12 protein-coding genes and 1 riboswitch are annotated in these 13,019 nt (G+C 40.1%); of the genes, 2 read left to right on the top strand and 10 right to left on the bottom strand.

Features of this window, described 5'->3' with window-relative positions; translation table 11 throughout:
* Positions 1-17 precede the first annotated feature (17 nt).
* The 4 genes from AC58PQ_RS06040 to AC58PQ_RS06025 form a co-directional block, all read right to left on the bottom strand.
* Entirely contained in the window at positions 18-1,040 is a 1,023-nt protein-coding gene (locus tag AC58PQ_RS06040; RefSeq protein ID WP_497241299.1) for a type IV pilus twitching motility protein PilT, read from the bottom strand.
* Between the two features lie 46 nt (positions 1,041-1,086).
* Entirely contained in the window at positions 1,087-2,751 is a 1,665-nt protein-coding gene (locus AC58PQ_RS06035; RefSeq protein ID WP_497241054.1) for a GspE/PulE family protein, read from the bottom strand.
* 338 nt (positions 2,752-3,089) lie between these two features.
* Positions 3,090-3,767, bottom strand: a complete 678-nt coding sequence (locus tag AC58PQ_RS06030; RefSeq protein WP_497241053.1) for a C40 family peptidase — start codon at positions 3,765-3,767, stop codon at positions 3,090-3,092.
* 34 nt (positions 3,768-3,801) lie between these two features.
* Positions 3,802-5,421: a glucosaminidase domain-containing protein gene (locus tag AC58PQ_RS06025; protein WP_497241052.1), complete on the bottom strand. Its 1,620-nt coding sequence runs from the start codon at positions 5,419-5,421 to the stop codon at positions 3,802-3,804.
* Positions 5,422-5,727: 306 nt separating this feature from the next.
* Here AC58PQ_RS06025 and AC58PQ_RS06020 point away from each other — a divergent pair, with 306 nt between their 5' ends.
* Both AC58PQ_RS06020 and AC58PQ_RS06015 read left to right on the top strand, forming a co-directional pair.
* Complete coding sequence (locus AC58PQ_RS06020) at positions 5,728-5,919, top strand: hypothetical protein (protein WP_497241051.1); 192 nt, start codon at positions 5,728-5,730, stop codon at positions 5,917-5,919.
* 245 nt (positions 5,920-6,164) lie between these two features.
* The gene (locus AC58PQ_RS06015; protein ID WP_497241050.1) at positions 6,165-6,422 is read left to right on the top strand and encodes a hypothetical protein; all 258 of its coding nucleotides are present in this window, start codon (positions 6,165-6,167) and stop codon (positions 6,420-6,422) included.
* Between the two features lie 167 nt (positions 6,423-6,589).
* Here the strand turns inward: AC58PQ_RS06015 and AC58PQ_RS06010 are convergent, their stop codons facing one another.
* The 6 genes from AC58PQ_RS06010 to AC58PQ_RS05985 all read right to left on the bottom strand — a co-directional run bounded on the left by AC58PQ_RS06010 (position 6,590) and on the right by AC58PQ_RS05985 (position 12,938).
* The gene (locus tag AC58PQ_RS06010; RefSeq protein ID WP_497241049.1) at positions 6,590-6,781 is read right to left on the bottom strand and encodes a hypothetical protein; all 192 of its coding nucleotides are present in this window, start codon (positions 6,779-6,781) and stop codon (positions 6,590-6,592) included.
* A 38-nt stretch (positions 6,782-6,819) separates the two neighbouring features.
* Complete coding sequence (locus tag AC58PQ_RS06005; RefSeq protein WP_497241048.1) at positions 6,820-7,260, bottom strand: hypothetical protein; 441 nt, start codon at positions 7,258-7,260, stop codon at positions 6,820-6,822.
* Positions 7,261-7,385: 125 nt separating this feature from the next.
* Complete coding sequence (locus AC58PQ_RS06000) at positions 7,386-7,898, bottom strand: GGDEF domain-containing protein (protein WP_497241047.1); 513 nt, start codon at positions 7,896-7,898, stop codon at positions 7,386-7,388.
* Positions 7,899-8,328: 430 nt separating this feature from the next.
* Positions 8,329-8,421, bottom strand: a riboswitch (cyclic di-GMP riboswitch).
* Positions 8,422-8,581: 160 nt separating this feature from the next.
* A complete protein-coding gene (locus AC58PQ_RS05995) occupies positions 8,582-11,461 on the bottom strand; it encodes an MASE4 domain-containing protein (RefSeq protein ID WP_497241046.1) in 2,880 nt (959 codons plus the stop codon).
* A 28-nt stretch (positions 11,462-11,489) separates the two neighbouring features.
* Positions 11,490-12,176, bottom strand: a complete 687-nt coding sequence (locus AC58PQ_RS05990) for a response regulator transcription factor (RefSeq protein ID WP_497241045.1) — start codon at positions 12,174-12,176, stop codon at positions 11,490-11,492.
* 18 nt (positions 12,177-12,194) lie between these two features.
* Positions 12,195-12,938: an Hpt domain-containing response regulator gene (locus AC58PQ_RS05985; protein ID WP_497241044.1), complete on the bottom strand. Its 744-nt coding sequence runs from the start codon at positions 12,936-12,938 to the stop codon at positions 12,195-12,197.
* Between the last annotated feature and the right edge of the window lie 81 nt (positions 12,939-13,019).

Here is a 13,019-nt window from a genome sequence, read left to right as displayed (position 1 = left end):
CCTTGCCTTCCATACGATTAATGAAGCTCTGCGAAGCCAAATAGCGCTTCTTTTGCTGTATCTACGGAAATCCTTCGCTGTTGAAGCAGCTCGCGAAGCGACATTTCCATCGTTTGCATCCCTTGAGCTTTGCCGGTTTGCATAACAGAGCGGATCTGGTGTACTTTCTCTGACCGGATCAGGTTGGCGACAGCCGGTGTGTTAACCAGCACTTCGATTGCCGCTACTCGGCCACTTCCATCACTCGTCGGCAAAAGCCGCTGCGCCATGACTCCGAGCATGACGGATGCAAGCTGAACGCGCACTTGCTGTTGCGCTTCCGGAGGAAATACATCAATGATCCTATCGATTGTTTGTGGGGCATCGGCAGTATGCAAAGTACCAAATACTAAATGCCCCGTTTCCGCCGCTGTAATCGCGATGCTTATCGTTTCCAGATCGCGCATCTCACCGACCAGAATGACGTCAGGATCTTGACGCAGCGCGGCTCTCAATCCACTTGTGAACGAATCTGTATCCGTGCCAATTTCCCGTTGATTCACGATACAAGATTTGTGAGGATGGACAAACTCGATAGGATCTTCAAGCGTAATAATGTGATCGCTTCTTGTTCGATTGATGTAATCCAGAATTGCAGCTAATGTTGTCGATTTACCGCTGCCTGTCGGCCCCGTCACGAGCAGGAGACCTTGCGGCTTTTTAGCAAAATCTTCAGCAGTCGGCGGTAATCCGAGCATTTCCATCTCAGGGATTTTATTCGGAATGAGTCGGATGGTTAAACTCGCTTGTCCTCTTTGTCGATATACATTGACCCTGAACCTGCAAAGTTCCGGTATACCAAATGAAAGGTCATAGTCGCCTTTGTCCAAAAATGTTTCAAATTGCTCGCGCGTCATTAACTCCCTAGCCATTTCCAATGTTGCAGTTGGCGTAAGAAGCACATCGCCGATCGGCTTCAGGTCACCATGAATACGAAACATTGGCGGCGAATTGACTGTAATATGAATATCCGAAGCATTGTGCTCATGAGCAAGCTTCATCAGTTCTATAATTCCCAAACGACTCTGCCTCCAATTCGTCGCATGCTCAATCTTTGCCCGTAACGCGGAATACTTCAACCAATGTTGTTACTCCTGCGACCACTTTATCTATACCATCATGCAGCATAGGAATTAATCCATGTTCCATGGCATAATTGCGATAGTCGCTATCAGAACATTTTTGCAAAATCATCGAACGGAGGGTATCATCCACTTGCAAAACCTCATGAATAGCCAGCCGCCCCTTGTATCCGGTTCGGCCGCAATCTCCGCAGCCTTTTCCTCTTCGTAGTGTTCCCACTGAGTAGCCAAACCTCTCAAGAATCTTGATTTCTTCTGAAGTCGGCTCGTAGTTCTCCGCACAGCTTGGACAAATTTTGCGTACAAGCCGCTGGGCAACGATACAATTTACCGCGGATGAAAGGAGGAACGGCTCTACGCCCATATCGATTAGCCGCGTAATGGAGCTCACAGCGCTGTTCGTATGCAAGGTACTGAGAACAAGATGCCCCGTCATCGCTGCACGAATGGCAATCTCTGCCGTTTCCGCATCTCGAATTTCTCCGACCATGACGATGTTGGGATCCTGCCGCAAAATCGTGCGCAGCCCTTTGGCAAATGTTAATCCAGTGGTTGTATTAACCTGCATCTGATTAACACCTTTCAACTGATACTCTACTGGATCTTCAACAGTAATAATGTTGACTTCATCATTATTCAGTCTGGCAAGAGCGGAATACAGCGTCGTTGTTTTACCGCTACCCGTAGGTCCAGTAATCAGAATGACGCCATCTGCGCTACTAATTCCATCTTGGAAAAGTCGGAGGTTGTGCTCGGAAAAGCCCAGCTTTTCGACATCCGTTAGCGAACTTCCCAAATCCAAAACCCGCATCACGACCTTCTCGCCATGAATCGTTGGCAGAGAAGAAATCCGAATATCCACCTTGCGGAACTCAACATCCATTTCTACGCGCCCATCCTGCGGCATTCTTCTTTCCGCGACGTTCATGTTCGCCATAATTTTGATCCTGGCAACGATGACACTTTGCATATGCGGAGGAAGCGTTCTTTCAGTTCGCATGATCCCATCAACTCGATACCTGATTCGCAGACTATCTTCCTGCGGCTCGATGTGAATGTCGCTTGCGCCGATTTGGATCGCTTGTATAATAATTTGATTCACCGTTTTGACTACAGGGGAATCTTCATCTTCTGCCAGCGGTCTTGCTTCTTCCAGTTCACGCGCACTCAAATTCTGCATGATTTGATCAACGGATTCTTGAAGCCCGTAATAACGCTTAATCGCCCGCCCTAGTTCGTCTTTTGATGCGATTGTCGGCTCAATACGAAAGCCTGTCGTCATGCGGAGCTCATCGATAGCAAAATAGTCCAGAGGATCGGCCATCGCCAAAATCAGCTTATTACCCTCCGTGCGAATCGGCAAAACCTGGTGCTTTTCGGCAAGCCGTTGGGGGATAATATTAATTATCTTCGTTTCGATTTTCTGGCGATAGATTTGTATATGAGGTATTCCAAGTTGATGTTCAAGCATTTCAATCAGTTGCTGCTCCGTAATATAGTTTCGGGTGATGAGCACATCGCCAAGCCTGATATTTAACTCTCTTTGCTCTCTGAGTGCGTTTTGCAACTGCTCTTCCGAGATCAGGCCAGATTCGACCAAAAGATCTCCGATTCTTTTACGAGGAGCCATGACATCACCCGCCTTTATTTAGAATGAAAAAAGACACCTCTATTGCGGAAACAGGAATACAAGTTATACAAATTATATTGCACAGATATTAAATAAAAATTTCACTTCTATTTCTAAAATGTGTTTTTATAGAAATGATTACTTAATGATCCGTAATCGCTACAATTGATGAAACATTTAAAGCAAATTTTCAAATCCTAAGTACAATTCAGAGCTACATCAATGGACAAAAAAAAGATGACTCATGATCAATGATCAATTCAGAAGTCACCTTTTGACAGCATAGGGGTCTTTTTCAACTGTCCGTAAACTGGCCTTGTTAAGTGTGGGACTCTACTTTAAAGAACTCGTCTTGCGTTAACAAATGTGCGATCATAGATGGATCCACTGAACTTCGTAATTGTAACACCAATACCAACTTTATACGTGTGAAGCAACTGGTCATTCCCCATGTAGATCGAGACATGGTTCACGACACCGTCGTTGTTCGTGTCTGAAAAGATCAAGTCTCCTGCTTGTAGTAGATTACGGGACACTGGTTTCCCGTCCGTAGCTTGAGTCTTAGAACTGCCTGACAACTGGATTCCAAAGTGGCCGTACACGAATCTAGTATAACCAGAGCAATCCGCTTGAATTAGCTTACCGTCAACGATCTTCGTGTTGGAGAACGCATAAGGAACTCCCATCCATTGCTTACCAAATGAAATGATATTATCTGCTGTGATCTTTGGAGCAGTACCGATGATTTTTGTGTAATTGGGACTGGCCGAGACGTATGCTGTCTTACCGTTGTACGTAATCGTTGACCAATACTTGTCACCACCAAGATATGCAACTGTCTGGTTAGGTTTCAATTGACCAATAACTGGAGCAGAAGTTGATGCTTCAGAACGAACATTGGCATAGGACACAGCTTGAACTTTTCTGGCATCCGCGGCTTCGGCCGGCCGTACAAAGGTGTTTGAGGCAAAGGTAATTGACATTATGAGTGCTAAGATTGTTAGTAGTTTTTTCATTATCCATCCCTCTAAGAAGTATTTTTAGTATACCTTAACCTACAAACATTTGTACCCAAGCTCCTTGGTAGTATCCAATTCCAATACCTGTGAAATTAGGGCTAAGAATGTTTGCCTTGTGTCCTGCACTGTTCATCCAAGCTGTCATAACTTCCTGTGGAGTAGGTTGTCCCTTAGCAATGTTCTCACCTGCATAGGAATACTTAATCCCGTAGTTGGTCATCATACTAAATGGAGTACCGTATGACGGTGAAGTGTGGTCAAAGTAATTGTTCTGACTCATGTCTATAGCCTTATCCTCTGCAACAACAGATAGGTCTGAACGGAATGTTACTGGCTTTAGTCCTGCTTTGGCACGTTCTGCGTTTACAAGGCTAGCAACCTGATCTTCGAAAGACGTAGTTATAGCAGGTGTTACAGGTGGAGTTACAACAGGTTTTACAGGTGTTGGTACAAAAGAAGTGTCAAAGGTAACATTAGTTGGCGATGCTGATACATACGCATTATTACCGATTCTGCACCATCCTGCTTTGCTAGTCATATCAATGATTTTCCATGAGCTCCCTGCTTGAACTTGTCCAATAATGTTGCCATTGTAATCCCTCATATTCAAGACTGATTTAATAGTAACTACACTTGGCTGTACTGTAATTGTTTTTGTTGTACTGATTGCAGTAGATTTAGGGTCAGATTCTGGCAAGTTTCTGGAATATACGGTGATTGTATATGTTCCTGCTTTTGTTGGTGTTAAAGATGTCACATAATCTTTTGTGTATTGTGTCGGCAACCATGTATCAACGCCATTGAAAGTATATTTGGCAGACATTCTGTAGGCTGTTGTATTGGCTGTAGAAGCACTTATGCTGATTGCTTTGTTTGTTTGTGCATTCTGAATATCTAAGCCTGTTATTCTAGGCTGTGTCGCATTGATAACATTCTGTGGGTTATCTAGTGGACTAGGATCTTCAGGCATCGGCGTAGGCGGATTAGGCGGCGTAACATGCACTGGGTCAAATCTAGTTAAATCATACTGTTCAATCAGTGAGATTAACTTTTGTGCATATACTGGGTCTGTGCTGTACCCATCGGAGTACAGGTTGTTTGCTACCGATTTATAATCACCGTTATTGATGATGTTGCTATAACGCTTTGCCGTTAAGAAAACACCATGGTCTACAATCGAATCCTTCCATGTTGGATACATACGGAAATTAGATATTTCTTTATACCAGTTCGTTCCGTCAAATTCATCTGCATTTACTGTGACAGTATTACCTGTCCAGTTGACACCTTGTTTGATTCCAAACAGGTTATTTGCGTTATTGACCAAACTACTTTGTCCCCAATAGCTTTCAAGCATCGACTGTGCAATGGTTATTGATGGAAGTACACCAAATCTTGTCCAACCATCTTTTGCACCCGATTGAATTGCATTGATGAATATATTTTTTGCATCATTGTTTGTTGCTACATTACCGTTTGGTAATTCAACTAGCTTGGCTACTGGAAGAGTAACCTTGATGTTGTTTCCGAGATAGATAACATTAACATCTGCGTTTCCATTGCCATCAGTTGAAATAACTGTACCAACCTCTGCGTAATACGCCGAATCTGATTGATTGATTACCACTGGTTCATTTACATATAAGGCCATTTTTATTCCCCCTTATATCTGTTAGTCGCTCTCACTCGATGTATTCATAATACACTGTATTGTGATGTATTTAAATAACTAGCTTATTCCATTTCGATTTCAGATGTAAATACACCGACCAGTTTGTGACAACGACAAAAAAGACACCCACGCTACATGCAGGAGTCCATTCATTATCATTATATGATTCATACAAAAATGGACTTCTGTTCTTTATTTTTTAGGTATTTGTATTCAGGCAAATTGGTTATTCTATAATGGTACTCTAAGGATACTCTTAAAGGTCGAAAGGTGGTATTTGTCAAAGTGGATTCTATTGGTACGAATGGTGGAGAAACCTGTTTCACTGCACCAGATGAAGTCAATCAAATGTTACAAGAGATTGGGGACGCTTTTGGTCAAGAGAATTTCGGAGTCCAGCCGACGAAAGTTATCGAGTACTGTATCAGACGTGTTCACAGTCAAGTGGTAGAGAGCGGCGGTACGGGAAAGTTATAGAAACTATGTGATATATCAAGTGTTTAGGAGGCGAAACCGACTGGGAAATTATCCGTAGCAAGTGGGTTTAAACGATTTTAATTATTTTTGTAAGGCTACGACCCTACTTCGTAAATCTGAGGGGAAAGGTTTCTGTAGCCTTTCTCCCCCCTACAAAATACAGTGTATTAATTTATATATTCATTGCGATGTGGTTACACGGGTGTTATACTAGAGTTAACTTATGAATGGAGTTGGTAACAGGTATGACATCCAATCAAGAAACTAAGAAAGACTTAAAGACAAAAGGTATTAGCCCAACTATGACCTTCAAGGCTACACCAGAACTTAGAAATAAGATTGAACAGATCGTCTACTATCATTCCGAACAGTTATTTGGGCTTGAATTTAATATGACACAGGCTATTGAGATTGCAATTAAGCATTATCATAAGACCGTAGTCGAACCTTGGTTGGTAGCTAATGGAAAAGCAACGACAAAAGTACAGGAAGATAAACCTTAACTTGTAGTGATTTATTTATTGCCATAATAATTATACATAACATTTAAAACACAATGTATAAGAGTATATTTATATACATGCGTTACAGCCCATCGGCTGTAACGCTTTTTCTAATTCAGTTCGTTGTTCCTCAATTGCAGTGGCCTTCATCAGTCGTGCCCCTGCCTTCACAAGGATCCAGCAAAATACGCCTCATAATGATGGACTGGTTTGGGTTCAGCTAAATATAAACCTTCTTCTGCATCTGAGCTAGCAATCTGCTCAACAACTGCCAAAAGGAAAACACTAAATGCCAACACATGGAAATAATTTAATAACGTCAAAGGAATCCAAAAATCCTTTATAAGAAAATTTATCACTGTCGTGATATCCCAAAATACATAGATAGAATAAGCAATCAGGTATGATATAAAAGCTTTTTTCGGTATAACACCACAATGTGCAAAGAAGAATAGAGTACATATGTCAAAATGGCCGCAATTCCTATCACAGGAAAAAGAATTTCTATATGATAAAGGGAAATGTTCATCTCATACATTTTCTCTAAAATAACATCAATAATCCCAACAGCGAATAAAAGAATAGAAAATAGTATCGACATATAAATAAACACGAGATCAAGTACAACCTTTTTGCTAACACGAGTAGAAATCCACACAAACAAACACCCTGAAAATAATGCCCCTTCCAAATAGTAAAGGAAACTGTGTGGAAGAAAATCTATTGCATTCGATTCTGATAGTGTTAAATCATTACCGAATGATTCAAATGGACGAACAGTAGCAAAAAGATCATTACATAAAAAGACTACGAAGAGAGCAATAATAATCTTAATCAAAAAAGTAAATTCCTTACGAACACAAGACTTTAATCGCAACTTGTAGGCGTATTTTCTGGATGTAGTCATACATGAAGTATACTCTTCCCTTCTTTTTTCAACAAAAAAATCTCTTAAATACGAGTTTAATAAAATGTAATTTTGTTTTTTCCAGTTGTTTTAGAAAGATATAAAGCTTTATCTGCTTTTTCTAATATTTCATCAATTGGTTCATTATTGTACATAGCTACTCCAATACTGATCGTAACACCTTTCTTATTTTCTTCACTTACGAATACACCTGTTTCAATCAAACTTCTTAATTTTTCAGCTATAAGTAAGAGGCTTTCTTTGGTTTCATTACATACAACTATAATGAACTCTTCTCCTCCCATTCTAACAAATACATCTTCTTTTCTAATTCTTGAGCTTATTAAACTACTGATATTTTTTAATATTTCATCTCCAACAGGATGACCGTAGTTATCATTAATGCGCTTAAAGTTATCAATATCAAAAGCAATGAATCCGAGATGAAAGTTACTTCTTTTCCATGATGATATTCGATTTTCAAGAAATTCATTAAAATATCTTCTATTATATAAACCCGTTAAAGGATCTGTAAAAGATAATTCATTTAATTCTTTAACTAGTTTCACATTGTGAAGTTTGTAATGTGTAACTAAACTGAAAATAGAAACATTAATTATCGAAGAAAATATGGATGCGCTATTTGTGGGTAGATCAAAATAATACATCACTAAAGATTTATATATATTAAAAAAGATAAAATTGTAAACCAATACGTTTTCCAAAATGGATAGTGTGTTATTAAAATAAATGATGGAAATAACAGGACACTCCACATAAAAAAATATATATGTTCTCTTGATTGGAAAAAATAGATTGAAAGTCCAGGAATAGGGATTATCACTGCTATTAATATCCACCATATCATTTTTGAGTTTAAAAATTTAAACATATTATAAACCTCCTATATATGCCTTATTTCACATACTCGCTAGGGCAAAATAACCGCGAACCAAATGGTTGCACGAATTATCCACCGGAACTATCACCGGTGATATAGGCTGCAACCTGGCAATCATGATCCCTATCTATAAGGATTTTAGACCCATGGCTTTGCGTCATTCCCTTTCGAGAATTTTGCCTTATTCTATTTCAATTCTTGAATCGTTATTTTTAATAGTGATCTTCACTTCTAGGATTAGGACACCCTATGGATAATGTTAATCAATACATATTGCGATAACATTAGGGAATCATTTCTTTTCTGTTGCTTATGTATTTCTTATCTATTTAAGAGAATAAGGCATCCGATCTAATTCGGATGCCTTTCCCTGCCACATTGCACTAGGAAATTAGAGATTGATTCCAAAACGACAGCTAGTTCCTCTTTTACTTTCGACAATAGAAGAAGTGATTGCTCAAGATCTTTTTTACCACTCTCAAGCTCCTCAAGCTCATGCTGCAAATTCGCGGCCGATTCTAATAGTTCCAAAGCACCAATATGCAAAGCAACCCCCCTTAGTATATGGGTCAACAAAACAGCCTGTGCCATATCACCCAATTCTATAGCTCGACGAATATGCTCTGCGTCCTGGCAATGGTCCGCAGCAAACATTTGCAGTAATTGCCGATACAATCCAATATTTTGTTCTAACTGATGCAAAGCTTCTTTTACATGCAGGCCCGTTAACGGAACCAATTTCGCTGCTGCCTTAGTAGAATCGTCCACAAGAACATCTTTCGTACGAGAAGCTTTCAAATAGCTTTGCAACACATTGTATAGCTGAACCGGGTCAAAAGGTTTTGAAAGATAGCCGTTCATGCCTGCTTCCCGCACCTTCTCTTTCACGCCTTCCACTACATCCGCTGTCATCGCAAGAATCGGAATATCCTTAAATTCATCGTGCTTTCGAATATGTTTTGTTGTCTCGAGGCCATCCATGACTGGCATATGTAAATCCATGATAATAGCATCGAAGCGTCCCTTTTCAATCCGTTTGAGCGCCTCCTCTCCATTGTCCGCAACCTCGACCTTCATTCCCATTCCTATTAACACTTCCTTAGCTACCAGTTGGTTAATTTTGTTATCTTCAACGAGCAGTATGGACGTGTTCCGCAGCAATGTATTCATTTCTTCTTGCTTGGGCTGCGTGCCTGATAGAAGTATTTGGCTTTCTACGTTCGGCTCAAGTAAAGTGATCACTTCGTTTAAAAGCTGAGATTGACTAATCGGATACAGTATCACTTTTTTTACGGCTTCCGATCGCGCTTTTTCGTGAAACTCGAAATCATGTTGAGCGCTAATCAACACAATGACCTGCGACATTTTCGTTGTAGATTCACTTTGGATCGACTCAGCCAAATGGATGACATCCGAGTTCTGCAGATTCCAATCGATCATGATGAGATCGCATTGTCCATTCCGAGCAATTTGGTGGATCGCTTCTTGCGGGGAATCGGCTATGGATATCGTGAATTGGAGTTGCTCGAGTTGCTTCCTTAGAACCTGCTGCATCTCCGTATTATCACAAATGAGCAGCACGCGCCTGAGCTTCAAATTTTTATGCTCACTTAGTGACACCAGACTAAGATTGAAACGCGCGGTAAATGCAAAACAACTTCCAACGCCGACACGACTGTTAACCTCCATTTTGCCGCCCATGAGCTCCACAAGATTATCGCTAATGGCCAGCCCAAGTCCAGTGCCCCCATATTTTCGAGTCGTTGACATATCAAGTTGGGTGAATTCTTGGAATAGTGAGCTCATCTGCTCGTTCGTCATGCCAATGCCCGTATCCTCTACACTAAATAATAGGCAATACCCAATCTCGTCTTGTAATTGAAGGGCTGCAGATATTGAAACCTCTCCCTCATTCGTAAATTTCACCGCGTTGTTCGTCAGATTGAGCAAAATTTGCTTTAGCCGATATGGATCTCCCTTGAGCATTTGTGGAATGCGATGGTCGATGGAGAAATGAAGCTTTAACCCTTTCTCGTATGCCATCAAGTTAATCATACTGGAGATATCGTTCATAACCTCATACAAGTCAAAATCGATTTGCTCCAAAACGACTTTGCCAGCTTCGATTTTGGAAAAATCCAAAATATCGTTTACCAGATTCAACAGGCCTTTGGCTGACATATTTGATTTACTCACATAATCCACTTGTAACTCAGTCAAGCTCGTTTGCTGGAGTAAATAGTTTAGTCCCAAGATTGCGTTGATCGGGGTCCGAATTTCATGGCTCATATTGGCTAAAAATGCGCTCTTGGTAAGGCTGGCAGATTCGGCAGTTCTCTTGGCTGCTGCAAGCTCTACCATCCATTGCCTCACTACTAAATACAATTGATTGATTTCATAAATTAGAAAAATCAGCAAAATGTTGGAGCTCATGAAACTGCTTCCTAAGGCCATATACCAGGCCAAACTAAAGCGTCCACCGGAGATTGTGTTTAGAAACACATTAAGGAACGAAGACAGTACAGAGAGAGACAGAAACAGGCTCGCAACATTTTTACCGCGAAGAATAAATATGACTCCCGAGAAAGCAACAAAATTCAACATCAGATTAACTGGAGCGACAGTGAAATTATTAAACTTGGTTCTATGATTATTTGCGAATAATGAAGGCATTATATCGCTGAAGAATATGGATAGTATTGTTAATGTGATGACTGCCAGCAGGACAGTTAGAACGACCAACGTCAAATATAACCTAGCTTGTCGACGGCTTAATTTCGTATCTTTACGGGAGTGAATGAACAAATAAACGCAAATAAGCAGCGCAAACCCACCATTCCAAAATGTATAAATCCAAGCGGACGTTTGCGAATTTGAATGCAACAAACTTTGTTCAGAGATAACACCGGGAAATGAAAGTATACCCGGAATCATGATGAGTGAAGCATATAAGTAAGCCGCAGACAGCATTAATACAGAAAGTCTGTAGTTGATGCGAAATTGATTGAATAGGATAAACGCGGTAATGAGATCGAAACAAAAGACCGTCGAATACATTGTAGACAAAAAAGAAGGAATAGCCGGAAGTATCATTCGGCCAAAAGGAAACGTAATACTGGCCACTATAATAAGAAGTGCAGATATGATGAAAAAAGCTCTCCGCTGGAGTTCTGTTGAACTACGGTTAAAGAGCGTTGTCGAATGGTTAGTATCGTAATCATGGTCGTTCATAATATCATCCCCTATGTGACCTCCTGATTCATCTTTCAAATTTGTAGCCAAATCCCCAAACAGTCTTTATGAAACTCGGTTTCTTGGGGTCTTTCTCAATTTTATTTCTTAATTTCGTAATAATAACATCAACGGCACGCTCATTAACCTGCGTGTCATTGCCTCGTAAATAAATTAGCAGTTCTTCTCTCGTAAACACTCGGCCTGGTGAATTACTTAAATACTTTAAGACTTCGAATTCTGAATACGTACAATCGATCCGATTCCCACCAACTTCGACGACGCGGAACTCCGTATCAATTAGTAGTTCTTGATTGGGCTCTTCTCCTTTTTCATTTTCTATCTGATCCAAGCGATGATTAGATCTTCGTATCAGAGCAACCAATCGGGCTGTTAGTTCTTTCATGCTAAAAGGTTTACACATATAATCGTCCGCCCCTGACATTAAGGCATCTATTCGGTTAGAAACTTCTGTTATCATGGATATCATAATAATTGGTAAAGACGAATGTTTGCGTATCTTTTTACAAACTTCAATCCCATTGATATCTGGCAATAAAAAATCAACGATGACAATATCAGGATTGAATTCCGCAAAATCAGCAAGCCCTTTGATACCACTTTCGGCTCTTTTAACAACGTATCCTTCATCGTTCAAATACATGGCAAGCATATCACCCAGCACTCTTTCATCTTCGAACAGCATTATTTTCATTAAGTTGACTCCTTTCTACTAAAGGTTACGCAGCGAGTGAAGGATCGTCTGTAATTCCTTTTCGAGCTTTTCAATACTTGGGGAATAATCTTCATCGTTCTTTAATACGGCTTCTAATTCGCTTGCTGCTTCATATAACTTTAAAGCATGAAGAGATGAAGCTGCCCCTCTAAAGGCATGCAGCATTTCTTGTGCCTTCTTTGTTTGTAACTGCAATAGCATTTCCTTCATTTTGATCATAAAGTCTAAATATTCTTGGCGAAAAGTTCTCAAAATATGAATAAGAATCGTGTGTTTTCCGTTGATACTTGATAATAATGCTTCCACATTGATTCCTTCTATTTGAATTCCATCTAAATCTGAATTCGTGGTTACCGGTTTGACATGCTGCTTTATTTTCCGAAAAAAATCTTCCATGTCGAGTGGCATCATTAATACATCATTCATGCCTACATGATTAAACATTTCATGACTTTGTTTACTGTCTCCAGCAGTCAATGCAATGATTGGAAGCTTAACATACATAGGATTAGCTCTAATTATTTTAGTTGTCTCGATCCCATCGAGCTCAGGCATATAAATGTCCAGTAAAAGCAGATCCCAGTTCTTTAGCGGTAATTGTTCTAAAACTTCTTTACCGTTGTTAGCTAAAGTCACTGAAATCCCCTTTGCTTTTAGCTTCTCAATAATAACAATCTGATTAATCTTATTAGCTTCCGCCAACAATATATGTAATGACCGAGCCCAATCATGATTTATCATAGATAACCTCCAGTTTAGTTCTTTTGAGAAGCAATAATTGTAAACTTTTTTAATTCCATAAAAATGGATGTACCACCAAGG

The organism is Paenibacillus sp. J22P143, from assembly GCF_059692035.1.
The sequence above is the reverse complement of the archived record's forward strand: the minus strand, read 5'-3'. Positions and strand labels throughout refer to the sequence as shown.